Origin of the sequence: Variovorax paradoxus (assembly GCF_029919115.1) — a bacterium.
Taxonomy (GTDB): domain Bacteria; phylum Pseudomonadota; class Gammaproteobacteria; order Burkholderiales; family Burkholderiaceae_C; genus Variovorax; species Variovorax paradoxus_O.
In genome coordinates this window covers 4,309,574-4,334,114 of record NZ_CP123990.1, presented here as the reverse complement: position 1 = coordinate 4,334,114, position 24,541 = coordinate 4,309,574, and the positions used below count along the sequence as shown (strand labels likewise).

General features: G+C 61.3%; 22 protein-coding genes, 4 pseudogenes and 1 other annotated feature. Of the genes and pseudogenes, 9 read left to right on the top strand and 17 right to left on the bottom strand.

Annotated features, from left to right (window positions below):
* The first annotated feature begins 61 nt into the window (after positions 1-61).
* Complete coding sequence (locus tag QHG62_RS20885) at positions 62-259, top strand: hypothetical protein (RefSeq protein WP_258506166.1); 198 nt, start codon at positions 62-64, stop codon at positions 257-259.
* A 47-nt stretch (positions 260-306) separates the two neighbouring features.
* Here the strand turns inward: QHG62_RS20885 and QHG62_RS20880 are convergent, their stop codons facing one another.
* The gene (locus QHG62_RS20880; protein WP_281147580.1) at positions 307-2,010 is read right to left on the bottom strand and encodes a phage integrase family protein; all 1,704 of its coding nucleotides are present in this window, start codon (positions 2,008-2,010) and stop codon (positions 307-309) included.
* A 454-nt stretch (positions 2,011-2,464) separates the two neighbouring features.
* Here QHG62_RS20880 and QHG62_RS20875 point away from each other — a divergent pair, with 454 nt between their 5' ends.
* On the top strand, positions 2,465-3,400 hold the full coding sequence (locus QHG62_RS20875) for a sigma-70 family RNA polymerase sigma factor (protein WP_348638670.1): 936 nt from the start codon (positions 2,465-2,467) through the stop codon (positions 3,398-3,400).
* A 149-nt stretch (positions 3,401-3,549) separates the two neighbouring features.
* Complete coding sequence (locus tag QHG62_RS20870; protein ID WP_281147579.1) at positions 3,550-3,999, top strand: carboxymuconolactone decarboxylase family protein; 450 nt, start codon at positions 3,550-3,552, stop codon at positions 3,997-3,999.
* A gap of 137 nt (positions 4,000-4,136) precedes the next feature.
* Here QHG62_RS20870 and tnpC read toward each other — a convergent pair whose 3' ends face one another.
* The 7 genes and pseudogenes from tnpC to QHG62_RS20830 form a co-directional block, all read right to left on the bottom strand.
* A complete protein-coding gene (gene tnpC / locus QHG62_RS20865) occupies positions 4,137-5,705 on the bottom strand; it encodes an IS66 family transposase (RefSeq protein ID WP_432445627.1) in 1,569 nt (522 codons plus the stop codon).
* A gap of 64 nt (positions 5,706-5,769) precedes the next feature.
* Positions 5,770-6,120, bottom strand: a complete 351-nt coding sequence (gene tnpB, locus QHG62_RS20860) for an IS66 family insertion sequence element accessory protein TnpB (protein WP_281147578.1) — start codon at positions 6,118-6,120, stop codon at positions 5,770-5,772.
* Positions 6,096-6,443, bottom strand: a complete 348-nt coding sequence (gene tnpA, locus QHG62_RS20855; protein ID WP_281147577.1) for an IS66-like element accessory protein TnpA — start codon at positions 6,441-6,443, stop codon at positions 6,096-6,098. Before tnpA ends, tnpB begins: the two co-directional genes overlap by 25 nt.
* A gap of 525 nt (positions 6,444-6,968) precedes the next feature.
* Positions 6,969-8,120, bottom strand: coding sequence for a hypothetical protein (locus tag QHG62_RS20850; protein ID WP_281147576.1), 1,152 nt, complete (start codon positions 8,118-8,120; stop codon positions 6,969-6,971).
* A 180-nt stretch (positions 8,121-8,300) separates the two neighbouring features.
* Positions 8,301-10,982, bottom strand: coding sequence for a hypothetical protein (locus tag QHG62_RS20845; RefSeq protein ID WP_281147575.1), 2,682 nt, complete (start codon positions 10,980-10,982; stop codon positions 8,301-8,303).
* Between the two features lie 282 nt (positions 10,983-11,264).
* Positions 11,265-11,717, bottom strand: a pseudogene (locus QHG62_RS27835) (helix-turn-helix domain-containing protein).
* A gap of 21 nt (positions 11,718-11,738) precedes the next feature.
* The gene (locus QHG62_RS20830; RefSeq protein WP_281147572.1) at positions 11,739-11,939 is read right to left on the bottom strand and encodes a hypothetical protein; all 201 of its coding nucleotides are present in this window, start codon (positions 11,937-11,939) and stop codon (positions 11,739-11,741) included.
* Positions 11,940-11,978: 39 nt separating this feature from the next.
* On the opposite strand from QHG62_RS20830, the gene QHG62_RS20825 reads away from it, so the two are divergent.
* The 3 genes from QHG62_RS20825 to QHG62_RS20815 are packed head-to-tail and all read left to right on the top strand — an operon-like array spanning position 11,979 to position 13,230.
* Positions 11,979-12,413 carry a hypothetical protein gene (locus tag QHG62_RS20825; protein WP_281147571.1) on the top strand — a complete coding sequence of 145 codons (435 nt, stop codon included), beginning with the start codon at positions 11,979-11,981 and terminating at the stop codon, positions 12,411-12,413.
* A gap of 31 nt (positions 12,414-12,444) precedes the next feature.
* Positions 12,445-12,855, top strand: a complete 411-nt coding sequence (locus QHG62_RS20820; protein ID WP_281147570.1) for a hypothetical protein — start codon at positions 12,445-12,447, stop codon at positions 12,853-12,855.
* A 24-nt stretch (positions 12,856-12,879) separates the two neighbouring features.
* A complete protein-coding gene (locus QHG62_RS20815; RefSeq protein ID WP_281147569.1) occupies positions 12,880-13,230 on the top strand; it encodes a hypothetical protein in 351 nt (116 codons plus the stop codon).
* Positions 13,231-13,358: 128 nt separating this feature from the next.
* Here QHG62_RS20815 and QHG62_RS20810 read toward each other — a convergent pair whose 3' ends face one another.
* The 4 genes from QHG62_RS20810 to QHG62_RS20795 all read right to left on the bottom strand — a co-directional run bounded on the left by QHG62_RS20810 (position 13,359) and on the right by QHG62_RS20795 (position 17,273).
* A complete protein-coding gene (locus QHG62_RS20810; RefSeq protein WP_348638669.1) occupies positions 13,359-14,237 on the bottom strand; it encodes a plasmid partitioning protein RepB C-terminal domain-containing protein in 879 nt (292 codons plus the stop codon).
* The gene (locus QHG62_RS20805; protein WP_281147568.1) at positions 14,234-15,136 is read right to left on the bottom strand and encodes a plasmid partitioning protein RepB C-terminal domain-containing protein; all 903 of its coding nucleotides are present in this window, start codon (positions 15,134-15,136) and stop codon (positions 14,234-14,236) included. Before QHG62_RS20805 ends, QHG62_RS20810 begins: the two co-directional genes overlap by 4 nt.
* Complete coding sequence (locus QHG62_RS20800; protein WP_281147567.1) at positions 15,133-16,698, bottom strand: recombinase family protein; 1,566 nt, start codon at positions 16,696-16,698, stop codon at positions 15,133-15,135. Before QHG62_RS20800 ends, QHG62_RS20805 begins: the two co-directional genes overlap by 4 nt.
* A 143-nt stretch (positions 16,699-16,841) precedes the next feature.
* Positions 16,842-17,273 carry a hypothetical protein gene (locus QHG62_RS20795; RefSeq protein ID WP_281147566.1) on the bottom strand — a complete coding sequence of 144 codons (432 nt, stop codon included), beginning with the start codon at positions 17,271-17,273 and terminating at the stop codon, positions 16,842-16,844.
* A 278-nt stretch (positions 17,274-17,551) separates the two neighbouring features.
* Here QHG62_RS20795 and QHG62_RS20790 point away from each other — a divergent pair.
* Together QHG62_RS20790 and QHG62_RS20785 are read left to right on the top strand one after the other, a co-directional pair.
* Positions 17,552-17,836, top strand: a pseudogene (locus QHG62_RS20790) (transposase); the annotation flags it as partial.
* A gap of 533 nt (positions 17,837-18,369) precedes the next feature.
* Positions 18,370-19,344, top strand: a complete 975-nt coding sequence (locus tag QHG62_RS20785) for a ferritin-like domain-containing protein (RefSeq protein WP_281147565.1) — start codon at positions 18,370-18,372, stop codon at positions 19,342-19,344.
* Positions 19,345-20,042: 698 nt separating this feature from the next.
* Here the strand turns inward: QHG62_RS20785 and QHG62_RS20780 are convergent.
* Together QHG62_RS20780 and QHG62_RS20775 are read right to left on the bottom strand one after the other, a co-directional pair.
* On the bottom strand, positions 20,043-20,318 hold the full coding sequence (locus QHG62_RS20780) for a hypothetical protein (protein WP_281147564.1): 276 nt from the start codon (positions 20,316-20,318) through the stop codon (positions 20,043-20,045).
* A gap of 613 nt (positions 20,319-20,931) precedes the next feature.
* A pseudogene (locus tag QHG62_RS20775) lies at positions 20,932-22,168 on the bottom strand (IS3 family transposase).
* Positions 21,774-21,890 (bottom strand) — a sequence feature (AL1L pseudoknot). It overlaps the preceding pseudogene by 117 nt.
* Positions 22,169-22,219: 51 nt before the next feature.
* Between QHG62_RS20775 and QHG62_RS20770 the strand changes: the two are divergent.
* A pseudogene (locus tag QHG62_RS20770) lies at positions 22,220-22,720 on the top strand (IS3 family transposase); the annotation flags it as partial.
* A 34-nt stretch (positions 22,721-22,754) separates the two neighbouring features.
* Here the strand turns inward: QHG62_RS20770 and QHG62_RS20765 are convergent.
* The 3 genes from QHG62_RS20765 to QHG62_RS20755 all read right to left on the bottom strand — a co-directional run bounded on the left by QHG62_RS20765 (position 22,755) and on the right by QHG62_RS20755 (position 23,963).
* Entirely contained in the window at positions 22,755-23,081 is a 327-nt protein-coding gene (locus tag QHG62_RS20765; protein WP_281147563.1) for a type II toxin-antitoxin system RelE/ParE family toxin, read from the bottom strand.
* Positions 23,078-23,437, bottom strand: a complete 360-nt coding sequence (locus QHG62_RS20760; protein WP_281147562.1) for a YlcI/YnfO family protein — start codon at positions 23,435-23,437, stop codon at positions 23,078-23,080. The genes QHG62_RS20765 and QHG62_RS20760 overlap by 4 nt, the downstream gene beginning before the upstream one ends.
* 262 nt (positions 23,438-23,699) lie before the next feature.
* Entirely contained in the window at positions 23,700-23,963 is a 264-nt protein-coding gene (locus tag QHG62_RS20755) for a hypothetical protein (protein WP_281147561.1), read from the bottom strand.
* Between the last annotated feature and the right edge of the window lie 578 nt (positions 23,964-24,541).

The window sequence follows — 24,541 nt, the reverse complement described above, 5'->3', positions numbered from 1 at the left end:
GGCCCGGCCGACGTATCACATCACATCACCAAGGAGATTCCTCTTCACCATCCAGAAACCGTTGCCACCACCGAATGGCTACAACAGCTGGCTCGACTATGCCGTCGAGTGCTTTGAAACCCGTGATGTCTGGCTGGAAAGCCACTTCAACGCCTGCTTCGACGAGAAGGCGGTCGAGCTTGATCGGGAAGACATCCGCGAGTCCGCCCGTCTGGAGTTGCGTGCCTTGCGAAAAGCTGCCACCCTCCCCCATTCATAAACATTTCCGAGCAACTCAGGCTGCTCAGGATCGCTGCTGCGAGCAGATCAATCCTCTCGTGCCGCGAACGCCGCATTCATCTGGAGAGCCCGCTTGACCTCATCGCCGTGCAGGTAGATTGAGGTGGTCGTGATCGAAGCGTGGCGCAAGTTGTCGCGCACGGTCGTGAGTTCCGCACCTCGCGCCAGCGCGTGTGTGGCATGGGTGTGGCGCATCCAGTGGGGACTGGCACGGCGCAGCTTTTCGGCGAGGGCTGGGCTTTCCGCCCCAATGACCTCGGCCACCTGCAGGAAAAAGCGCCGCATGATGCTCCACAGGCGCGTCGCGGTGATGCCATCGGCACTGTCCAGGTCCAGACTGCCGACGAGCGGCGTCTTCGGATTCCATCGCGCCGGCGTGATGGGTAGCTGTCGCTGCATCAAATAGCGATCCAGCGCAGCTCGGGCCAGTGGCGGCAGCGCAACCTTGCCCGGCTTGCTGCCTTTGCCCATCAGGCGTAGCCAGTGATCGCCGTGGACATTCGTGTCGATCTGGCCGAGCGTCGCGTTGACCAATTCGCCAATGCGCAAGCCGGTCGCATACGCAAAGTCCAGCACGAAGCGCAGCCTCTGTGCCGCCGCCGGTTTCCAGCCGTGCACCCATTCCAGACCCTCCGCCACGGCTTGGACGATCGACCATTCTCCTTCACTGAAGACCCGCGTCAGGGCCGAGGATTCTGTTGGCGATGCGCCCCGAACCCTGATTCCGGCGAAAGGATTGGCCAGGACATAGCGCTGCTGGATCAGCCAGCGAAACAATGCGCCGGCAACGGAAAGCGCATACGCGATCGAGCGCGCCGAGAGATCTCCCGCGAATGGCCGCCACTCGGATAAGGAGCGCGCAGCTGCGGGGCCTACCCAGCGTCCTCGCGGCGAAGGGTGGCGCAAGAATGCGCGGTAAGCCAGCGCGTCTTCCGTCGTGAGCGACGACAACGCCTTACGACGCTCCACAATCGCCCAGAGGATCAGCCGCTCGGCTTCCTTGCGGTACGCGCGCTGGGTGGCGGCCGACTCGTGCAACGACAACCAGGCCTGTACTGCTTCGTAGTCGTTGCTCGCGGCAAGAATGCAAGTTGTGGGCGGTGCGCGGAAGGCGCCGCGCGAGCCGTCAACGTCACCCGGCACGCTCAGCCTCTCCAGGGGGACCACATCCTGCTGAAGTCTGACCGGCAGCAACGCGCGCGCTTGGGCTGTCAATGATGGGTGGGCGGCGAAGAACGCTTCGATTTGCCCTGCCCCGGTGGCGCCAAGCCGGGGAATGACGGACCACCAGCGGCGCCGGCGTGGGACCCGCACTGTCAGGTCAGCCAGCGTGCGCAGTCCGTAGTCGAATAAAGGGCCGGCCAGTCGAGTCGGCAGCCAGCGTTCGATCGCATCCGTCACCAACGGCTGCGGGGCCGAGAGCCCACGCAGCTCTTCCATCGCCGCCAGCACCGCACGGGCGCGCTTGTGCCGCTCGACCGCGGGATGCTTGATCAACTGCCCCAGGTCGTCACGCCGGCAATGGCGCGCATGGGCCTCCAACTGCCGGCGGACGTCGGCCAGCACGGAACGGGAGGAACGCCCTCCTCCGCTTCCCTGCGGCAGATATTGCGCTACCGCGTCGGTCGCACTCATGCCCGCGTACCAGGCACGCAAGGCAGCCAATGCCGAAGCCGCGGGAAATCCCGGCAGCCCCTGCTCCGTCCTTGATGCGCCGAGGCTACTTTTCATGGAGCGAGTTTAGCGTCTTGCAAGTGCTATTGCGATAAGAAGGATTATCTGAATAGCGCCGGTGCGAGAGGACGATCTGCCCCGGGCAATGAACGCGCGAGGGCTCCGGACCTGCGGCAGGCCGACACAAGCGGTCTCTGGCGCCGCACGCGTTAGGTCCAAAGCACTTCGTCAATCTGATTGTCGGTTCTCAGCTAACTCTGAACTTTTCTCGCTTACCTCTGTACTCGAGCAGATCGTTGGAATCCAACAGCTAAGTGGGAATCGACACGTATCCGTCCGGCCAAGTCATCTTGAAACCGGGGCTGACGGCAGAAAGGATCGCGTCCACCCAACTTAGGTGGACTTGATTACAGGAGCAGGGTAGTGATGAAGTATGGCATCACCCCCTACGTCGTAGACCGATGGCCGAAATTAGCTCGCGCCGAGGAGATGGCCACGCCCACCAAGGAGCTTGACCTTCGTACTAGACTTGCTCGCCATGTCGTCCGCGTCTACAGAACTGTTCTCGAACGTGCGTCCCAGGTTGATGGCTATTGGCTATCGCATGCTTTCGTCCGTACAGGAGGCGGAGGACTTGGTGCAGGACGCATGGTTGCGCTGGCATGAGGAGACGAAATCGTCCCAGGCCCAAGTCTTGAATGCTGAAGCTTGGCTCGTGACCGTGACCACGCGGATGGCGATTGACCGTCTTCGGGCGGCCAAACTGCGGAGAGCGACGTACGCGGGCCCGTGGTTCCCGGAGCCGCTACTGGAACGGGCGCCGACCACGCCTGAGCAAGCGTGTGAGACCGCCGACAATGTGTCCATCGCCTTCTTGCTACTTCTGGACTGCCTGTCGCCGGAAGCGCGGGCCGCGTTTTTGCTGCGTGAGGTGTTTGACGCTGAGTACGAGCAAGTAGCCGAGGCTATTGGCCGAAGCAAAGCCTCCGCCCGGCAGATTGTCCATAGAGCCAAGCGAAGGCTGGAGAACGCACGCGAATCAGCGGGCATGAAGGCGCCGCCAATGCCAGCAGTGGCTCAGCTGGAACTGTTGCGACGACTCGTTCAAGCAATTTCGAGCGGTCACCTTGAGGGCATTAAGAGGCTGCTCGCAGAGGAAGCGGAGATGCTGGGCGACTTTGGCGACGTCAGGCCAAGCTTCACGGGGCCTTTGTTTGGAGCTCAACGCATCGCTCAGCTTTACTACGCGATGCACCTTCGCCACGGTGACGCTATGCGACTTGAGCTGGCCATACTGAATGGCGAATGGTCCCTCCTGCGCTACATCGATGGTGCGCTTGACTCCGTACAGACATTTGAGTTCACCAATGTCCAGGTCTCTCGGGTTCGCATCCAGCGGAATCCGGTGAAGTTGGCAACGTTGAAGGAGAAGCCACTCGTCTCCTGAGCTCCCGGCCAAACGCGCCGCCACCAGGAACCTGAGGCCTGGGGCGACATTTCTTTCCCCTGCGACTGTCACAACGCGATCACGTCAAACGTCTTGGGACCAGGTTGCTCCTGCAGCCGCATCCAGTCTCAACTTGAAGAAAGCGTTTCATGACCCGCGCAGTTTGGTTCCAAGTATCCCCGGAGGGCGCAAAGGCCATCGGTGGCCTGCATCACTTCGTCACCTCTGGCACGTCCTTGCCCAGCCAGCTTATCCATCTGGTGTTCCTGCGAGTCTCGCAGATCAATGGCTGTGCCCACTGCATCGACATCCATACCCGTGACCTGATGACTGGCGGAATGTCGGTTGAGAAAGTAGTCCTCGTGCCGGTGTGGCACGAAGCGGAGTACCTGTTCTCGGAGCAAGAGCGAGCGGCCCTCGCCTGGTCCGAGGAAGTCACCCGCGTCAACGAAACACACGCTTCCGATGAAGCCTACGAGGCGGCGTTGGCAGTGTTCGGCGAGAAGGACTTGGTCAACCTGACCCTCACCATCGCCGCGATGAACGCCATTAACCGCATGGGCATCAGCTTCCGCATGAAGCCGCGGGCGAAAGCTTAACGGCTGCGGCGCGCCGCTCTATTGGCTGAGCTCGTGGGTTCCATTCAGTAGTGCGGCATCAACTTCCCGATCTTGCTGGCCGGCTACTGCGACGTATGCGCCAGGCGAAGTCATCTTGACGCCGGAGATGCCGCAGCTCAGGTCAGCGGCGTCCAGCGGTACGGCAGCAGATCGCGCAGTGCAGATGCTGGCTGGGTCGGCAGCCGCTGCAGTACGTCCTTGAGGTAAGCGGATGGCTCATGGCCATTGAGCCTGGCGGTGTGCAGCAGGCTCATGATGGCGGCGGCGCGCTGGCCCGCGCGCAGGCTACCGGCGAACAGCCAGTTCTTCCTGCCCAACGCGACGGGGCGGATCAGGTTCTCGATGCGGTTGTTGTCTGCGGCAAGGTCGGCGTCGTCGATGAAGCGCGTCAGCGCAGCCCAGCGCTTGAGGCTGTAGTCGATGGCCCTGGCCGTTGCACTGCCATCTGGCACTTTCTGACGTTTAGCCATCAACCAGGCGTGCAACAAGTCGGCCGCCGGCCTGGACCTGGCTTGCCGCACGCGCAGCCGCTCGCCCGGCCCGAGGTCCTTGACCTCGCGTTCGATGTCGTAGAGGTTGGCGAACAGCTTGAGCGCCCCCTCGGCAAGCATGCTGCTGTGGTTGGCCCACAGCTCATGGAACTTGCGCCGTGCGTGCGCCAGGCAACCGGCCTCGGTCACGCCAGCGCTCATCACCTGCTTGTAGCCCGCGTAGTCGTCGCAGATCAGCGTACCTCGCCAGCCGCCGCTGCCGTCTTCGGCGATGCCCAGGAAGCGCCGTGCGTTGTGCCCGGCACGGCTCTCGGCGAAGTCGAAGACCACGGCGTTGACCTTGTCCCAGACCGTGGTGCAGTAGCTCCACAAGTAGGCTCTGTGCGTCTTGCCATGACCTGGCTTGAGCATCGCCACCGGGGTCTCGTCGGAGTGCAGCACGTGGTGCCCGAGCAGGTCCTCGCGCATGGCCTGCACCAACGGCGCCAGTTCCACGCCGATGGCGCCGATCCATTCGGCCTGGGTGGAGCGCGGCACTGCGAAGCCTGCGCGACCCAGGCTCGTCTCTTGGCGGTACAGCGGCTGGTGGTCGATGTACTTGGCCACTGCCACGTGCGCCATCAGGCCCGCGGTGGCCATGCCTTTGTCGATCACGCAGGCCGGCACTGGTGCCTGGATCAGCGTCTGGCACCGGGTACAGGCCCACTTGCCGCGCACATGGCGCTGCACGCTGAAGCGTCCAGGCTCATAGTCGAGCTTCTCGGCCACGTCCTGGCCGATGCGCTTCATCTGGCAGCCGCAGCCCGGTGTGGTGCAGGTGGTGTCGTCGGGTTCGTGGTGGATGTCGTAGCGCGGCAGGTGGGCCGGCAGCGCCTGCCGCTTCGGGGTCTGCTTCTCCCCTGCTGCCTTGGCTGGCGACTGCAGCTTGCCTACCTCGCGCTCCAGGGCTTGCAGGTCCTCGTCGATGGCCTCTTCCAGCAGGTTGCGCTGCTCGGGACTGAAGCGTTCGGCGCTGGCGGCGAACTTCAGCCGCTTGAGCACGGCCATCTCATGGGCCATCTTGGCGTTCAGCGCCTGGGCGTGCCGTACCTCGGTCTGCAGTCGGCTGGCCAAGGCGCACACCTCGGCAAAGCTCATGCCCGAGAACGCCGGATCAGGAGCTGCATCAAGGGCGTTGGCGCTGCTGCTGTTCATCACGGCGGTGATGGTGCCAGCAGGCTCAGCCGGCCACCATCGGCACAGTCCGCAATGGACGGGCTCACACCACCTTGATCACGCCGGCCTCGCCGACACGCTGCCACGGCAGTCCGAGCACCAAGGCGTTCAGCTGCGAGTGGGTCAGCGACAGCGTGCTGCCATCCCTGGGCCAGACGAAGCGGCCGCTGTTCAGCCGCCGCGCTGCCAGCCACACACCGATGCCGTCGTGTACCAGCACCTTCATGCGGTTGGCCCGTCGGTTGGCAAACAGGTAGGCGTGGTGGGGCCTGGCCTCGCCGAAGACCTTGACCACGCGGGCCAACGCCGACTCGGTGCCAGAGCGCATATCCAGCGGCTCGCAGGCCAGCCACACCGCCTCCACACGGATCACCGCAGCAACTCGCGTGTCCAAATCGCGAAGTCCGTTGCGGCACTGGCCGGCCATGTGATGGTCATCGTGATCGGGCCGCGGCGCAGTTCGACGCGGATGTCTGCCGATGAGGCAGCAGCCTCGGGTGACGCCATCAGCGGCAGTGCGATGAACTCGCCAGCCTTGACGGGTCTCACTTGGCCTTCGCGGGCCAATTGCCGCCAGCGGTGCACGACGTTGGCGTTGATGCCGTGCGCCATCGCTACCTTGGCCACCGACGCGCCGGGCTCATTGCATTCGGCTACCACCTGGGCCTTTGCCGCAGCGCTGTAGCGTCGCCGGGACTGTGTCTTCTCGCTTGTCATCGCGTCCACCTAAGTTACGTGGACGCGATCCTTGCCGCCGCTTCTCTTCAGTTCAAGATGACTTGGCCGGACGCATACATCGACACTGATCTTTTCTCGCAATCACCGTCCGATGCGGAGTGAATGGTGGATAAACCGCGGACGCACCGATGCGTCCGGACTTGCTCTGCTCGGTACCGAGCAAGCACTTGCAGCCATTCAGTCGAGTGCTGCGACGCCGCACCATGCATGCATTCGTGCTGCGTTCATGACTCGTTGCGGCGACCGGAAACCGGGTGCCGCTGTAGAGGCATCTGGGTTCGCAGATGAGCGATGACGGCCACCCTGTGGCCGAACCATGGTGACTGGCAGAATCCTTCTTGATACCAAGCTAGACAGAAACAACGTTGCGTCCCGAGCACTTCTTCACCTCGGCTCACGCCCCTGTGAATTGGCTTTCTGAACATCTGTTTCGGAAGAATGTGCCACTGGAATGAGAGGCCGTCCTTGGATGCGGCTCAACGGAGAGCAGTTACGTGTAGCCCGCTACGTCAACCGCATCAAATCGCGCTCACCCCTTTCAATGCTGCCGATCGATTCCTTCAGCCCCCTCATCACCTCTAGGCGGTCGAGAAGGGCCTGCCGACGTTCGTTCAAGAGCGAGACCATGTGGTTCGCTCGATCGATCGCAGCCTGTTCGCCTGATGTCCGGAAACGGGGGCCGTCTGTGGCTATCCACCAATAGGGGGCCGGAGCGGGCAACGCGGGGTTGAACCCGGGGAACACCGGCAAATTCAATGAGTCCGCCATCGAAGTCTGTGGCACTCGGTCGATGCCGATCAACTTGAACGGCATGTTAACTCCCCCCTGGATATTTGCCACACAAGCGTAGTAAGGGTTTGGTCCGTCCAATCCGCCTAAATCAAAGTCAAATTCGCCGAGGCCGGCAGCGTTCCCGTAGGTCAGCCAACCCCGCTTCGGAAATGCGTCGACAGCGGCAGCCTCCTGAGCAACGCCGGGAGCCATCGCGTTGACCGTGGCAGTGAGGATGGCAACCCACTCGGCGAAGTAGACACCGTAGTCTTTCAGGAAGCTCCGGGAGGTCTCAACTGGCAAGCCTAGTATCCGGTGCCCGAGAAATAGCATGGCAAGGCCGGCCTGCACCTGCACAAACATGGGGAGACCTTCGGGTATGCCCTCCTCCCGCTTTCTGGCCAGTTCTCCAAGGTCGTTCGTGAGTGCAGTAACTTGATCGCGAAACAGTATGCGGTTGTCGCCCTGGAGCGATCCCTGCGCTGCGGCGCCGCGAAGATGGCTTCGCATTGCCTTGATGTGCGTCTGGATCTTGGCGTCCGAGGTATCCCGTGCCCGTTGAATGTCATGGGCAATGATGAAGTCCTGCAGTCCGATCACCGCTCTGAGAATCGTATCCAATTTCTGAGTGATTGCCTGAAGCTGCGCCGCAAAATCGTCCTCTGTACCGCCGAACATGCGCTTGATCAGTGCTTGACCGATGCCTTTTCCAACCTCCTCCGCTATAGCCGAAATGATCTTGCCCAGGACCACGTCCCAAATAATTTTTCCGGCCACCACGGCGCCCTGAGCGGCTGGCGTGACTACGAAGAAACGATTGCTATTCGGTCCAAAACGGTAGCGATTCCCCTCGTGCTCCACCGGTTCAATTTCAGAGTCTTTCATTGCTATTCGCCCCTAAGTTCCGCAGCCTCTTTGAAGACTGATTCCGCTGGCTTCAAGCCGTTCAGTAGGAACATCAAAAGATCAGCCGATGTCATAGTCTCGTAACCGAGCAGCAAGCAGCAAAGTCCATGCACGGCAAGGAGACAATAATGACTGATCGCTCCTTCAGGCGCCCACCGTTCAAAAAATCTTCACCTTGATCTTGACGAGGCCCCCACTGATCACGGATATCTGATTCCCGATGTGCTTGTTGAACGCGTTTCTGACATCGCCCTTGCGGATGGTGTCGATTACGTCGAGCTGCTTGGCAACAATGTCTGAAACCTTGTTGGTGAAAATTTCTTCAATCTCAGAAACCGGAACGAAGTCGAGCACTCGCAACTGAAGATTAATGATGTCCGCAACAACGGAGTTGGGGCCGATCGGCAAGTTCAACGTCGCGGCGAGCTTCCTTAGATCATTGTTTGGTCCGAAGCAGTCTCCTTTGCCGAACTCCTTGCCCTTGCAGTTCTGAAGCTCTTTGACAGCCAATCGCCCAACCGTGCATGTCGACGATGTGACAGGGTCGCCGCCGGACTCGGCAACGCATTGGAGAAAAATTCGCTGGTCTCTTGTGAGATTGTTGCCTGCCATGCAAATGGCCGTGGCCAGCGATTCATAATTGCTTTCAATGGCGCAGGCAGCAAACTTGGCGCCGTCCCCGCCAAGCGTCTTGGCGGTCTCTCCGAGTAAGCACTCGCCGATTTGCCCAGACTTGCGTTTAGATGGATTCTTGTAGCAGGTTGCAAGCGTCTGAAGCTCCTTCGGCACGCCTTTCGCACCATCGCTGGCACACAGGGCCGCATCCATCCATCCATCCTTGCCATCGAGCTTGTCGTAGCATTTCTTCGCCAAACCGGCGTCTTGCCCAACGCATTCGCGCAGTTTCTTTTCGGAAGGATTGGACTCAAAGGCAGATCCGCATCGCAGCACATGACTGACTTGAGAATTGATTCCATTGCCGTCCATGCAAGCGAAGATGCCCACGGCATTTCGATTGGTCTCACTAAAGCATTTGGCCTGCATGCCTTGCTGCGGGCTCATCTCTTTGAGCGCGCATTCGACGGCGCGGTCGCCGTGACTGCGGTCCGATGCTGTTTTCAGGCAATCCAAGGTTTTCCGTCCGCCTGTCGACGCAGACTTGCGGTTGATGCACTCGACTGTTTTCACGGTATCTCCGCCGTCTGACGCATAGCACTCTCCGATGGCTTTCATTGCTGTGCTGTCAGGGCCAAGAACGTAGCGGGGGAAGGCATTGCCTGCTGCGAGCTTTCCAATCGAAGTCCGGGGCGCAATGAAAAAGAGATCCAACTCAAGCCTCTGGCCGATCATGGCGAGCACTGGTGGAGGTATGCAAAGTTCACCTGACGCGCAAGCAGCGAGGAGCTTGCTATCAACGAGGTATCCGGAACATGCTTGAACCTCTTCAGGGCTAGCCGCACCTCGGAGGCGCTGACATTCAAGCAACCGCGTGCGCGCAAATTCATCCGAGATGTTGCTCAAGGCAATGCCGGATGGTGCGGGTCTCCTGCTCCCATCCGCCTGCGGCGGAAAAACCAGTGACGGCGTGTCGATGACGTCAGCGACCGCAAGCAGCGACCTCACGTTCAAGGGCAAGACTTCAGCCGCAGCGAAGCTGATGCTTTCCTCTTTCGATCGACGACGCTTTGCAAGTCTTACAAATTCATCGCCCGCTTTGTTCGCATCAACTTCCGGAGGCCATGCATGAGCTGCCGGACGAAGCGTTGCGAACAGCTCTATGCGATCAAGACCATTTGTTGGCCCTAAACCCAGCCGATACGGCTGTCTTAGTGCGGTGGCGTTTGCGTTCTTGGATCGTGCCCAGGTTCTGAGCTTCGCGTAACGGTCGAACCGACGGTCTTTCTCGCCAAGTCCGTCCGCAAAGTAAACGCACTTCTTGGCTTCTTCGCAGCGGAGATCGATGATCACTAACTCAAAGTCGTTGTCCGAAATTCCGAGATCGGCCACCTGTAGCTTGGAACGAAATCTCAGCGCCGCTCCATGAAGGATTAAAGAAACCCTGTCCGAGACCGTACGGTTCGTTTTGTCGATCGTTGCCTTGACATCCGGCTTCGGCTCTTCCATCGCTGCTTCGATCAACTCACTCGGCCGCGGTACATCCGCGTCAAGATTGCGAATGACCTCGTCGATCATGTCGTTGAGTAGCTTTGCCTGCTTGGCATAAGCTTCCGGAAGAACTGACTTGCCCTTCTTTACATTAAAGAACGGCGCTGGACCTGCGATGGCCAACCAATACTTGCGTCCCACCCGGTTCCCATTCGAGTCCAAGCCGGTTGCCACAGCGGCAAGGCTGCGTTGCCACCATATCCGCGGCGCCCTCATGCATTCGAGAAAAGTTGGCTGGCGAGAGTCTCCGCACTCTTTCAAGACGGGTGCTTGAAGGTGCGAGGAGGAGTACCGCTCATCAACTGAAGAATCGTCCATCGCCTTCTTGCTGGCAACAGCAATCTTCGCCTTGCCCGACTTGGTGGCCCTGGCCGGCTTTTTTGGCACAGACTTTGTTGCGGCCAGGATCGCTGTGGCAGCCTTTGCTGCAGTAGTTGAGGTGGGCTTCGTCTTTCTGGCCGCGAGCGGCTTTTGAGTACCAGACGGTGCAGGATTTTTCTTGGCGCCCTGCCCGGTTGACTCCACCTTTTTGGAAGCCTTGTCGACCGGGGAAGACGTTGATTTGCCAGCGGATTTGCCCTGTACTGACGTCGCGTTCTGAGCGATCGTCGCCGACAGGCAACTGAAAAGGACACATGCGACCCACGCGCGCTGGACAACGAGACATCGTTTCATGACCCCTCCAAATGCCAGATTGCATTCCGACGACTGGGCGCTGGTGCAAGGCTGCGTTCTTCGAAGGCCGCAACATGCGCTCTTGTTGAGCGGCGGCCAAGTGGCTTGACCCGCGGCACGGCATACTACCCCGCAAGGTAGTTGTGATCCTTCGACTCTTTACCGTGGCTTCGGGCGCACTGTAGGCGCTCTCCAGCGGCGGCGCAATGCCCCATTTTGGGTAGGCGCTGGGTACCCAACAAAGCGAAGATCTCGCCGTCTAGCTCTTTGCGAGGTGCTGCGCTATCGTCTGGCTAGTCGCTCTCCAACTTCGCGTGCACCCAGGTCCCTTACTGCCGCAAGGCTTTCGAACTGCACTATCCGCAGACGTGCCTTGCCTTGTTCCCAGTGGTAAATCGTCTGCCCGGATACGCCTACGAGTTGACCGTAGCTCGCCGCAGAGAGCCCGAGCTTGGCCCGATGTGTACCCAGTTTGGTCGCACTGAATCGGCGCTTCGTGCCCGCTGCCACTTCAGCGTTTAAGTCAGAACCTACCCTGGAACGTAGCGCCTTTCACGACACGACGCAGCTCCTTCTCAAGCGCACTCACCTGGCGACGCAGTTCGGCAATCGACGCGCGATGCGCGATGCGCGATGCGCGACTGATGCTTTCTTAAGTGTTTCGATTTCGGCGCGCACTTCTTTGCGAGCGACGCGGGAGATCTCGGCTTTGAGAATCGAGGCAACGTTTGGCATCGGCGCATTGTGCCGTTCCGTCTATCTGGCCTCCCCTCGCGTCATCACCGGCTCAAGCCATTTGAGCGCGGCTGCCTGCGGCGACAGCGTGCGTAGATGCGCCTCGCATGCCAGATCTGTCGCCAACTCCTCGAGCTGCTCAGGATCAACCGTCCGCCAATGGCGCTTGAGCTGCTGCGCGCAATAGTAGATCCACAGATCGGTCGGAATATCGTCTTCCATGATCCATACTACTGTATATTCATACAGGCGTGCTGCGAAGTGTTTAGATACCGGTTCGAGGGCCAAGAGCTTTCCACCAAGGAGGCGGTGAAGCACACGCGCCGCATCGGAGAACTGCTCTATGTGCCGCGCATCCATGACCCGCGCCCGGGCCGCAGCCTGATGATCGCGATGCTGCTGGCCGACGACCAGGAGAGCTATGTGATCCCGCTGCTCAACCGCGCTTACATGCTTGAGGTCCGGGGCGGTTTCTTCATCGAAGGCACCGAGATCAATCCGCGTGGGCGGGCGCTCAAGAACATCAAGGCCGACACCTACCCGCAGCGCTGGTTCTGCCGGCCGGTGCCGCGGCCCGCCCCGCCCGATGCGAAGGCCGCCCGCCTGGAGGCGCAGCGCCACGGCGAAATGATCGCCAAGGCGCTGCAGCGCTGGCCATCGCGCCGCGGCAGTTCCAGCCTCGGTGGAAATGCGTAGCGCATTTGCGAACTTGCTCAAGGAGATGACCATGGACCAAGCTGAACTCTTCTTCCCGCAGCCGATAGCCACGGCGCAAATCGACGCCGCGCCGCAGGAGGCCAGCGACGACGACACGCCGTTCCGGTTCGAAGAGGTGGAACCGGAACCTCGCGTCGCCTATCTGGTGCGGCTCTCCGACTATCCGCATCCGGCCGCCGCCGATGCGGTGAAGGTGGCGGAGCAGCGCTTCGGGCGTGAGCTCGACCGGCAACTGGGCCATGACGTGGTGCCGGCGCTGCGCGCGTTCCAGAACGCGAGCGAGTCGGGCGAAAGCGATCTCACCAAAGACGAGGTGATGCTGGCGAAGCGCTGGGTCAAGGCCTTCGACGCGGCCAGGACGGCGGGCTTCCGCGATTTAGGAGATACCGACGAAGCCTATTTCGCCGTTCGTGTTCTGTGAGATGGCAGCAGCTACGATTTGGCCATGACCAAAGAGATTGCACGCCTCTCTCCGGCGAGTTGCGTTCAGCTACTCGACGCTCTGCAAGCATTGGGGTGGAGGTTCGAGCATCCCCGCAGCGCCGAGATCACGGGCTGGAGCAATCTAGGCGAGGAGATCGGCCTCATCTCTCCTGAGGAGGCCTTCGTTTTTCTGACAGCCGCGGTCGGACACGGTGTCCAGCTTTGGGCGGCGCCGGGCAAAGATCTGTTTCTTAGCTGCGGCAAGACGCTGCAGATTTACTTCGATGGATTCTCTCCTGAGGAAAGCGCATCGCTGCAAGCCGCCTTAAGAGGCTGTGGATTGAACTTCGACGTGAGCGATGGCAACGCCTGAATGAAGGGTATGCAGGTGCACAAATACGGGATCGCAACTTTTTCCCGGGCTGGGCTAGTCCCCTGTGCCGTTATGCACGAGAACCTCAGCTCCACCCTTGGGTGGCCCCGATTTACTCACCGATGACTTCAAGCATCTGTCGAGGTTGCGCGCACCAAACCCATTAGTTGCTCGAGCACCTCCCCATGGTTGCGCTCCAGGTAACGGAACACCGCTTTGTTGTCGACCAGCTTGGCGACATAGCCTCTGGCCAGCACAAGGTTGAGCATGTCCTCTCCAAAACCCTGCTCGATCATCCTGTACTGGTCCTGCAGACCAGACATCTCCCGCTCCATCCGATCGACCTGTTCTCGGCTGACGCCTCGATCCTTGTGCGGGCGCTTTCCGGCAACCAGCATTTCCGTGGCAGTGGCCATCTCCAAGGCTCGCGCGTATGTGACCGTGATGCTGTTCGCAGCGATCATCAACTCCACCGCCTCGACCTGACGGGTCGGTTTCATTCTGCGTAGTGCAACCGTGATCTCTGGGGAGAAATGGCGGTCTTTGAGCAGGTCGACGGCTTCGGGGCAAACCCCATCGAGCAGGGTCACCTTTTTGACGACCTGGGCCAGGTCCACGCACAGGGCTTTGGACAACCGCTCCGGCGAGATGCCGCGATCAATCGCGCGGCGCATCATGAAGTGCTCCTGCACTGACGACAAGCGGTTGATCCGGTTGTTGTAGGTATATGACTCGTCGTCCGTTGCCACCAGACACGGCACCTCCGTGTTTCCGAGCTCTTTCAGGGCCAGCAGACGGATGTGCCCGTCCAGCAGAACGTGCTGGCCGGTTTTCCGGTCGACCGCGCTGACCGCAAGCGGCTCGATAAGGCCGATCTCCCTGATCGAAGTCACGACCATCCGGTACTTCTTGGTTCCCAGCAGGCCAAGCGGCGGTTTGTGCGATGGCAGGACGTTGTCGATCGGAACCATCATGGGCTTCGGCAGAAAGCCGAGTTCGACCGTCACCCCAGGCTCCCATGAGGCCCGATTCGATCCGCGAGGTACTTTGGCAGCGCATCCAGACCTTCAGCCCGCAGAAGCGTGACGAAGTTCTCTTCGAAAAAAAGCTGCCGCAGGGCGCCGGCGACAAAGAGAAGCCGCTGCTGCGCAAAGGCCGCGCGGCGTACCATCAATTGCTGGCGCTTGACCTCTTTCTGATAAGCACGAACGAGGCTTGACGAAGTGACATCGGATGGCTGGGGCGACGGATGCCGACCGACCGAGCGCCCCAGGTGCTGTCGGCTCTGCACCAGGCGCCGAGCGTCCATGAGTTGCCGTCCTCGCAACTGTCCCGTTTCGTAGGCCTCCTGCAGCGCCGCCTGAATTGTCTTGTCGCTATTCCCCGCCCGGGAAATCTCGATCGCGATCGTCAGGGGGACTTTTCCGCGTTCGACGGCCACCAGCAGGCGCTCCTCGCCTTGATCGATCAGCGTGAGGATGTCAGTGACGTACGAGATCGTGAGTCCCGTCTTCTGGGAGATCAAGCTCGCAGAGTAGCCCTTGACCTTCAACTGGGTGATGCCTGCCAGAAGCTCCAGCGGGCGGTAGACGCGGCGTGCCATGTTCTCTGCAAGGCTCATGATGAACGCGCCCTCGTCGTCGATCTGTATCACCAGGGCAGGAACTCGCACTTCACCGAGCTTGCGCAGGGCCTTCATCCGTCCTTCGCCGCAGACCAGGAGATAGCGCTCCGCGCCATCGCTACCCGGCCGCGGCGTGACCGTGATCGGTTTCTTCAGGCCGATCGAACCAATGTTCTTCACGATCTCCGCGAACACCTCTTCATTGCGATCCCGCGCGTTGAGAACGTCGATGCGATCGATGGGAATCATGCGCAGATCGCCGGCAGCGGGCCTGCCGGTCATGCCGCTCTCCGCAGGCGGATCTGGGCGGCCATCCCGTAGAGATACTCCAGGGTGTCGAAGCGATAGCTCTCCAGCTCCACCGCATTGTGCTCAGCCAGGCTGAGGCGAGGCTGCGCGAAGTGAAGCCGTGGGAGCAGGTAGTAGTCGAACGGCTTGTCGTTGCCCGGCGCCAGCCGGACGGCGACAGTGATGTCGGGAAGCAGTCCTGTATCGAAGCGGATCTTCCAGCGACGACGGCCGTTCTCGCCGGTCTGGCAACGTGCCAAGGCCAGAGAGACGCTGAACTCGTGGTTGACGTCGAGCAGGTCCGTCGCCGGATCTCGGTAGAGTCTGCCGCCCAGGCTCTCCATCTCGGACTCTGCCTCGACCACGATCTTGGGGTGAAGGCGCCTGAGGAACCGGTTGACCTCCAGGTACTGGTAGTCCCGCCCGGGCGTGAAGCCCACCATCTGGTAGGCCCGGATCAGGCTGCCAAACCGGTGCGCATAGACCGCCGACGAGGGCATTCCTTCCGCTTCGTCGATCACCAAGCCCGACAGGAATCCCCGGTGCCGATAGAGACCTAGCAGGCGCTCGATGAGCTCCTCGTTGGAATACCGGCGTGCGCGGGCACGGATGATGCCCTGCGCCGTGTAGAAGATGTCCCGCGTGACGATCGGCTCAAAGGCATCGTCCTTGCGGATCCACATGTCCGGCGTGTTGACCACGCGCAGCTTCTTGAGCTTGAAGGAGACGCGGTTGTAGACGTTGCTGCCGATGTACTTTTCATTGATCAGCACTTGGTGGACCGTGGCCCGCGTCCACTCGCGGTCGAGGTCCGTACGGGTGTGCATCAGGTTGAGCCGGCGGGCGATCTCCGATTCGACCAGTCCTTCGTCGGTGAACCATTCGTAGATTTTCTGAACTGTCTTGACCTGGTCTCCGGGCCCGGGGGTGAGAATCACGCGGTCGGTCTGGAGACTCTTCTGCTCGCCGCGCTGGAGTTCGGTCTTGACCGCGCCCGATTGGTCCACCAGCATCCGGCGCAGGCCGTACCCAGCCGCGCCGCCTTGCCGGAAGCCGAGCTCCACCAAGCGGCATTGACCGGCGAAGACCTTGGTCGACAGTTCGCGGCTGTACTCGCCGGCCATCGCCCGTTTGACGCCCTTGACGATGGTGGAGACGGGAGAGCCGTCGTTCTCGAACTGCTCCGCGCAGTACGCCACCTGGATGCCGGCACGGCGGCAGATGTATTCGTAGTAGGCGCTCTCGTCGGCATCCTGGAAGCGCCCCCACCGGCTCACGTCGTAGACGAGGATGATGGTGAAGTCGGCCGTCCCGGCCTGGACGTCACGAATGAGGCGCTGCAACGCGAGCCGTCCGTCGATCCTCAGCCCGCTCTTGCCCTCGTCGGCGTAGGTCCTGACGATCTCGATGCCGCGGTGCGCGGCGTATTCGCGGATCTTGTCGTTCTGATTGAGGGTGGAGTACTGCTGATGCTCCGTCGACATCCGAACGTACTCCGCGGCGCGAAACAGGGGGGCACTTGTGTCCGCGTCAACCCCGATGTGGTTCTGATCCATGCGAGTACCCATCCAGTCCGTTCAAGCGAATTCTTCGCTGCGAACGCCTGGCGACACCGGGTGCCCGCATACCGGCAAGGTACCAGTCCTGCTCTCAGGGATCGATCAAGTCCTCTCTTTGCAATCAACGAAATTTGGCACGGTCAGAGGTGCTGGCGAGCAAGCACAGTGATCTGAACCGTCCACGCGACCATCTTTGCAAATCCGAGACCCTCTAGCGGACGTAGTTCGTAGAGACCATCATCGAAGAGCGGCGTGACACCCGACGCATCCATCTTTGCAATACCGGCGGTGGAGCGCTTGGCGTTGCGTCTACGTTGGTCTGTGCGGTTGCGGACTGCGTATTCGGGGTGATTCTCCCGATACGCCGACCAGTAGGCGGAATTTCGTTTCGACCACGCGCGCTGGGCCTGCGCTTGGTTCTGGAGGTAGTCGGGATCGCTTCGCCGCTTTGTTTGCTGCCAAAGCCGTCGTCGCTCGCGCTGGCACACAGGTTCAGCACAGTAGCGCTGATGGGGCGCCTGAGCACGAGGGAGGAATTCACAGCCGCAAGCGGTGCACCATCGTTTGTCCATGAGCCTCTCCGAGGGGAGCCGGTGGAGGACCTGCGTGGCGTCGCTCGAGCATGAAGGCAACTGCGATGGATACTCGGCCGGCAAAGGCCTGATAGTGACGTCATCGCGCGTTCTGCGCTGAACCGGCGAACGGGCTGCCGAGCATGACGCCACTTGGGGGGCGCGTCGGCGCGATACGCGAAGGGCAGAATACGGCCGATTGTGTTGAAAAACTCCGCTGAATTCTAGGAACTGACTCGCAGTTTGCATGCCCTTCATCATCGATGGAGGTTCGCATCATGATGGGTCGGAGCATTGTTCAAGACCAGTTGTTCTACGCATTCAACCTCGAAGACCACGTCCCACACGATCACCTGCTGCGGGGCGTTGACCGTTTCCTCGATCTCAGCGAATTGCGCCAACATCTGGCTGCGTTCTACAGCCAAACTGGCTGGCCCTCGATCGATCCCGAACTCATGATCCGCATGCTGGTCATCGGCTACTGCCTGGGCATCCGCTCTGAGCGCCGGCTGCGCGAGGAAGTCCATCTCAATCTGGCCTATCGTTGGTTCTGTCGCCTCGGCGACCTTCTGCACTGCGGCCTGAAGAAGCACCTCCACTCTCTCTGCCAATCGCCTGGGCGAGCGCTCACAGTGAAGTGAACTCCGCAACAATCAGGCCTCACGTCCTTATCGCCGTGTTCAGTTGAGTTGCGGGATTCCTGCCAACGCAAGCCCCTGCTGGGAGTGCAATGCCGTGCCAATCGAACCTGATCTCGAACTCGCATGGTGCCGGCACTTTGGCTGCGTGGTCTGCAGACATGCCAGGGTGGGTAATAGACGGCCTCCCTGGTCAGGCACAAAGCGGTGGGGCGGGGCGCGCCAGCAGCTCGTGCTTCGGAGGCTCGATGGCCACTATAGGCGCATCGGGCTGAGAGGTCGAGGAACGATGTGGGCGCCGTATGGGGGCATCATCACTGCCCGCGTCACCACACCCAACGGGTTGGACTACAGCACGCCGCGCCGGTGGCCGACCTCGCCGCGCCGCAAGCGGCGAATGATGGGTGCCAAGCGAGGCCAACACTCGCTCGAGCTCAACCACCATTCAAGGAATGCCCATGACACAAGCCAAGACCCCCTCCGAGCGCAGCGACATGAATCTTGACCCCATCACCGGTGAACCCGGCTCGCATCCGGTCGGCACGGGCGCGGGTGCCACCGGCGGCGCCCTCGCCGGCGCTGCTGTCGGTGCCATCGGCGGACCGGCAGGCGCGGTAGCCGGCATGCTCGTGGGCGCCGTGGCCGGCGGCATGGGCGGCAAGGCCGTGGCAGAGCGCATCAACCCCACCGCGGAACATAGCCACTGGAAAAGCGCCTACACGCGCGAGCCTTATTACGAACCGGGCCTGAGCTACGAGCACTACGCGCCCGCCTACGAACTCGGCTGGAGCCGGCGCGCAACGGTGGACGACGACTTCGCGGCCGTTGAGCCGTCGCTGGCGCAAGAATGGGAAACACGCCGTGGCACTTCGTCGCTCGCCTGGGAGCAGGCGCGGCCTGCATCGCATGCAGCGTGGGAGCGCGCCGACCGGCTCTACATGCGCGAAGAAGACTCGTCGTTCCCCGAGGGCGATCCGCTCTCAAACGACGACGTGGTGGATGTGTTGAACGATGTGCTCGAGAACACGCGCGACGGCGAGGCGGGCTTTCGCACCTGTGCCGAAGAGGTCGAAACGCCCCAGCTGAAGCAGCTGTTCGCCACGCGCGCCGCGCAGTGTCGCGAAGCCGCGGCGCAACTCTCGCAGCTGGTGGTCTCCTACGGCGGAGAGCCGGCGGACGGCGGTACCGCCTCGGGCGCGCTGCACCGCGGCTGGGTGCATCTGAAGGGCACGGTGGGCGCGAACAGCGAGCTGTCCATCCTCGAGGAATGCGAGCGCGGCGAGGACGCGGCGGTCGCGCGCTATCGCAAGGCCTTGCGACAGCCACTGCCTCAGGATGTGCGCGAGGTGGTGCAGTCGCAGGCGTATGCCGCGCAGCGCAACCACGATCAGATCCGTGACCTGCGCAACGAGGCACGCGCGGCGCGCGCCTGACCCAAGCGCCTGTGACCCAGGTGCGCGATACGCAGACGACCGCGCGGACTTGCTCCATGCGGCGGTCGTCTCGTTTGCGGGCCTTCACGGAGACGATGGGTCGCGTTGCGGTGCCGCTTTTGTAGGCGTAGCGCCTCCACGTAGATGTGGCGGCGCTCGCCGGCGATGCGTACACGCTTGTCCACTGCCTTATCCACCGAAACGGTGGAGAACTCACTCAAGCTGAACGTGCCGCAAGTTCTTCTGCATTTTTTGCAGCAAGAGTGCCCATCGCAGCTGTCACTCGGAAGTGGCGCGCTCCGGCGGATCTAGGCACTCAACTTGCCTGTCCTCTCTCATGAACGAACGACTATCGCATCTCGATGATCTCCGGCGACATGCTGCCCGTTCGCGAGCCGCGGCCATTGGTGTTCAGCGCGCTCTCGCCGGTAAGCTGGCGGATCCTGAGACGTGCACCCTGGTTACTGATTTAGAGCACCAGGCTAGCGCTAGCCTCATGCAGCTTGCATTTGCGGCGGAGTCTCTGTACCTGCGAGAGGTCAGAAGGAGTAGCTCAGCAATCCTCGGCCAAAGTGCAGCGATATAAGTCGCCGCAGCGCGGCACCGGGAAGACCGGTCAACTGAGCGGCTCGCGCTAACGGCCGGCACTTGCTCATGGCCGAGTACCGCCACCGAACCAGGTCGCCTCGGGCGTGCGTTCACAGCAATCTCAGCCCCCGACCAAAATGAAGCGTCGTCTCGACGAGCTTGGGGATGTCGCCCATTTTCACGATCTCGGCACGTCCTTCCTCAGTGATGCGGAATACCGTAGCCAGCCGTGGCGAGACGTATGGTGCATTGACCTTGAGGGGAACGATTTCGGCCTCGATCAGACCCGTCGCCAAAAGCACCGAAACGCGCCGGACTTCTTCTGGCTCAACGACGCGAATCGGGAGCTGCACGTGCTGCAGCCTGTACAAGAACGAAAGCGGCATTCGGTCCTCCGAGTGCCGGCGCTTGCTCAACCAAAAACTCCGGCCGATTTTTGGTCGGCGAAATGTAGCTACTAGCGTCACCCAGCGCAACCACTGACTTACGGTTGCAAGCCATTTTTGCGGAATATTTCACGTTGCCGCGAGGCGGCGGAGGATGGACTGCGACTCGGGGCGGACTGCGCACTCGCACCGGATCTCGACGACCTCCACGCGAGTACGTGCACTGGAACGACCTTCATGTCGGGCTCCAAAACTCGCAGGAACGCTACTCACTTCCACCGAGGCTAAAACTGCCGCGGCGCGATGGCCAGCGCTGCAGCGCCTTCGCGATCATTTCGCCGTGGCGCTGCGCCTCCAGTCGGGCCGCCTTCGCATCGGGAGGGCGGGCCGCGGTACCGGCCGGCTGTTGGATTCCACTGATCTCTGACCCTAGGGGGTGCGGACAAAAACTTGGACTACCAGGAGGTAGTTCATGTATTCGTACGAAGACAGGGTTCGAGCGGTCAAGCTCTACATCAAGCTCGGTAAACGCGTCAGAGCGACTATTCGTCAGCTGGGTTTCCCAACCAAGAATTGAATCGCCCCGGCTTTCATGTAGGCCGGTTGGTTTAAGTTATGCCGCCATCGTGGCGGTCTGACTGGCGAGTTGCCGGTAATAGTTTGCCTCAGCTTCTGCAGGCGGGATGTACCCGATGGGTTCGAGCAGGCGATGGTGGTTGAACCAGGACACCCATTCCAGGATTGCGAATTCCACCGCCTCCTTGGTCTTCCACGGTGCACGGCGATGGATCAACTCAGCCTTATAGAGGCCGTTGATCGTCTCGGCCAGGGCGTTGTCATAGGAGTCGCCTTTGCTGCCCACTGATGGCTCGATGCCAGCCTCGCTAAGTCGTTCGGTGTAGCGGATGCTGACGTATTGCGAGCCGCGATCCGAGTGACAGGTCAAGCTGCCGTCGCGCTCGGGTTGACGGTCGTACAGCGCTTGCTCCAACGCATCGAGCACGAAGTTCGTGCGCATCGAACTGCTGACCCGCCAACCCACGATGCGCCGGGCGAACACATCGATCACGAAGGCCACGTACAGCCAGCCCTGCCAGGTCGAGACGTACGTGAAATCGGACACCCATAGCTGGTTCGGGCGCTGCGCCCGGAACTGTCGGTTGACCCGATCCAGCGGGCATGGCGCTCTGGCATCGCTGATCGTGGTCTTCACCACCTTGCCTTGCCTCGCATCACGCCTCGCAGCCCCAGGCGCCGCATCAGCCGCTCGACCGTGCAACGCGCCACCGCGGTGCCTTCGCGTGCCAGTTGCCTCCAGACCTTGTCGGCGCCGTAGACCTGCATGTTGGCCTGCCAGACGCGTTGTATTTCTGGCAAGAGGGCATCGTCGCGCTGCGCCCTGGCGCAGCGCTTGTGCGGCTCGCGCAGCAGCGCCGCGTACCGCCGATAACCCGACGGGACGACCTGCAAGACCTTGCAGATCGGCTCGACCCCGAAGGTGGCGCGATGCTTGTCGATGAAATCCCTCAGGACTTCAGCCGGCGGTCGAGCTCCGCCTGGGCGAAAAACGCGCTCGCCAGCTTCAGGATCTCATTGGCCCGGCGCAGCTCCTTGACCTCGCGCTCGAGCTCCTTCATCCGCTGGGCCTCGCTGGTCGTGACGCCTTCACGCACGCCGTTGTCGATCTCGTCGCGCTTGACCCATTCGTTCAGCGTCTGCGGCACGCAGCCGATCTTCGGTGCAATCGATTCGATCGCGGCCCAAAGCGATGGGTACTCCCCACGGTGCTCCTGCACCATCCTCACCGCGCGCTCACGCACCTCGGGTGAGAACTTGTTCGACTTCTTCATGGCTCAATCCTCTCAGAGTGTTGAGCCTCCACAAATCCGGGGCGATTCACAGCGCCGAACGAGAAGTGGCTGACCGACATCACCGAGTTCCAGATCCCGGCCGGCAAGGTGTACCTCTCGCCCGTCATCGACTGCTTCGATGGCTTGGTCATCAGTTGGTCCATTGGGGAGCATCCAAATGCTGAGCTGGTCAACACCATGCTGGATGCGGCCATCGAGACCGTGGCCGACGGCAACGCCCGGCCCATCGTTCACTCTGATCGCGGTGCCCACTATCGTTGGCCTGGTTGGCTATCGAGGATCGGTGACGCGAAGCTGGTTCGCTCGATGTCTCGCAAGGGGTGCTCGCCGGATAACGCCGCGTGCGAAGGCTTCTTCGGGCGGCTGAAAACGGAACTGTTCTACCCTCGGGACTGGAAGGCCACCACGATCGAGCAGTTCATCAAAGAAGTTGATTTCTACATCCGCTGGTACAACGAGAAGCGGATCAAGCTCTCCCTTGGCTCTCTCAGCCCCATCGAATATCGAGAGAGTCTTGGATTTGCGACATAAACCAGTCCAAGTTTTTATCCGCACCCCCCAACACTCAGTGGTAGTCCTCTTCGCGCTGATGACGAATTGCCAACACCCTGACTTCCCGCCCTGGAACGATTTCGTAGAGGGCCACATAGCCTGTGGAACCAAGCCCTACGATTAACTCTCGGCGCGTTGTACGCCTGCCGTCGCTCGCTTTCCTATACGCCCAAGGATTCTCGGCCAGCCGCTTCTTGATACTGGTGCGAAGCTGGTGCAGTACATGCTGAGCATGGTCCAGTTTCTCCAAGGTCTCTGACCGTGCGACGAGGAACTCAAACAACTGTTCAAGGTCATCCTCGGCTTGCGGGGTCATCTCAACCCCGAACAACTCAGTCACGTGCCAGGGCCTTGCAATTCGCGACGTCGTGCATCAATGCGGGCCTGGACGCGGTCAAACACTTCGTCCACGGGGCGTGAAACACCGGTTCGCAGGTAGGCCTGCCAAGCGGCCTCGCCACGCGCATGGAAGTCCGTTTGGACGCGACGGAAATCAACTGCTCGGCGCACGGCATCGGCCACAAAGGTGCTGATGGTTTCCTCTTCACCCAGGACCGCTTCGAGCTCGGCACGCAGTTCCGGCTCAACGCGAACGGCAGGTAAGGTGCACGATTTCATGGCCGCAAGCGTAGCACATTTGTAATGCATTTGCCACTTTGTCCCGACGCCGACATTGGAGGTGACTTCGAGGGTCAATTTTGTTGGGGGCGGGTGACTTCGGTTAGCGCGATTTTTCCTTGCGGCCGAGCATCGGATGGAGAAATCCGAGTTGTCACATCGGCCGTGAACCCCGGACCAGTTGCATGAGATCTGGGATGCCTGTGCACCCGCGCCGTTCGAAACGGGGGTGACAACCCAAGCGAGCGGTCAACACGCGGTCGGTGGCGCGATGGCTGCGACGGACCTCAGCGCTCTCCTCGGTAGCCTCCAGAGCACCAGCCTGGATGAACGATCGCATCTAGTATTCGATGCGCTGGTTCTTCTCCGCATAGGTGAAGCTCACGACGTCTTCAAGATCGAAGAATGTGCTGACATGCGTGCTGGCATCCGCCAAGGCTGTGGACGAGCCCGTGACGCAGGCCGTGCGCTGCTCGGCAGAATGCTTGAACATTCCCTTCAGAACGATGCCGTTGTACAACGTCACTGCGACCGCTTCGACTCGCACATCACGGCCATCCCTCGTGAGCGTGGCGATAGCTTCCTGAACCGCAAGCAGGGACATGATGCGCTCCGTACAAAGCAGTGCAGTGTGACACAGCGCCTGACCAGTGGCATTTCAAAACAGTGCCAAAGTTCGCGAAGGCCCGAAGCCGACAGAGCGCCGACCCCAAGCGGGCACGTCGCTCGTGGTCTCTGGACCTGGAGGTCAACCACAGCTCAACGCAATGGCAGCCCGCATGTTCCTGCGGCGCAGCGTCCAGAGAGGAACTGTGCTCCCTGCGAACCCTGCTCGGGGTTCTCGAATTGGGCTCCCGACGGGCTGCGCAGGCTCCGCGCCAAGCCGCGTTTCCATGAACCGGGGGGCGGGCGGGGACGCGCCGGCGAAGGCAGGTGCCCCGACTGCCGTTTTTCGGTAACGAAGTGCGGCCATAAGTTCTACGTCGTCGCGGCGGCTCACTCTCGGGAGGCTGTCAGCGAAATGCGTCAATGGCCTGCACGGGGCAGCCGACTTACCGGTTCAAGTGATTCAGGCGCCGCAGCGCAGCAGCGGCACCGCCTCGCAAGGGACGCAAGGAGCATGACCATATGGCAGACGACAAGATCGATGTGGGCGCCCAGGGGGGCAGCGCAACCACCTCA

Excerpts from the sequence above, each read along its gene's own strand:
- QHG62_RS20880 (WP_281147580.1), bottom strand. The coding sequence starts at position 2,010 with ATGAAAAGTAGCCTCGGCGCATCAAGGACGGAGCAGGGGCTGCCGGGA.
- QHG62_RS20870 (WP_281147579.1), top strand. The coding sequence starts at position 3,550 with ATGACCCGCGCAGTTTGGTTCCAAGTATCCCCGGAGGGCGCAAAGGCC.
- tnpC (WP_432445627.1), bottom strand. The coding sequence starts at position 5,705 with ATGAACAGCAGCAGCGCCAACGCCCTTGATGCAGCTCCTGATCCGGCG.
- tnpA (WP_281147577.1), bottom strand. The coding sequence starts at position 6,443 with ATGACAAGCGAGAAGACACAGTCCCGGCGACGCTACAGCGCTGCGGCA.
- QHG62_RS20850 (WP_281147576.1), bottom strand. The coding sequence starts at position 8,120 with ATGAAAGACTCTGAAATTGAACCGGTGGAGCACGAGGGGAATCGCTAC.
- QHG62_RS20845 (WP_281147575.1), bottom strand. The coding sequence starts at position 10,982 with ATGAAACGATGTCTCGTTGTCCAGCGCGCGTGGGTCGCATGTGTCCTT.
- QHG62_RS20830 (WP_281147572.1), bottom strand. The coding sequence starts at position 11,939 with ATGGAAGACGATATTCCGACCGATCTGTGGATCTACTATTGCGCGCAG.
- QHG62_RS20820 (WP_281147570.1), top strand. The coding sequence starts at position 12,445 with ATGGACCAAGCTGAACTCTTCTTCCCGCAGCCGATAGCCACGGCGCAA.
- QHG62_RS20815 (WP_281147569.1), top strand. The coding sequence starts at position 12,880 with ATGACCAAAGAGATTGCACGCCTCTCTCCGGCGAGTTGCGTTCAGCTA.
- QHG62_RS20805 (WP_281147568.1), bottom strand. The coding sequence starts at position 15,136 with ATGACCGGCAGGCCCGCTGCCGGCGATCTGCGCATGATTCCCATCGAT.
- QHG62_RS20800 (WP_281147567.1), bottom strand. The coding sequence starts at position 16,698 with ATGGATCAGAACCACATCGGGGTTGACGCGGACACAAGTGCCCCCCTG.
- QHG62_RS20795 (WP_281147566.1), bottom strand. The coding sequence starts at position 17,273 with ATGGACAAACGATGGTGCACCGCTTGCGGCTGTGAATTCCTCCCTCGT.
- QHG62_RS20785 (WP_281147565.1), top strand. The coding sequence starts at position 18,370 with ATGACACAAGCCAAGACCCCCTCCGAGCGCAGCGACATGAATCTTGAC.
- QHG62_RS20780 (WP_281147564.1), bottom strand. The coding sequence starts at position 20,318 with ATGCCGCTTTCGTTCTTGTACAGGCTGCAGCACGTGCAGCTCCCGATT.
- QHG62_RS20755 (WP_281147561.1), bottom strand. The coding sequence starts at position 23,963 with ATGTCCCTGCTTGCGGTTCAGGAAGCTATCGCCACGCTCACGAGGGAT.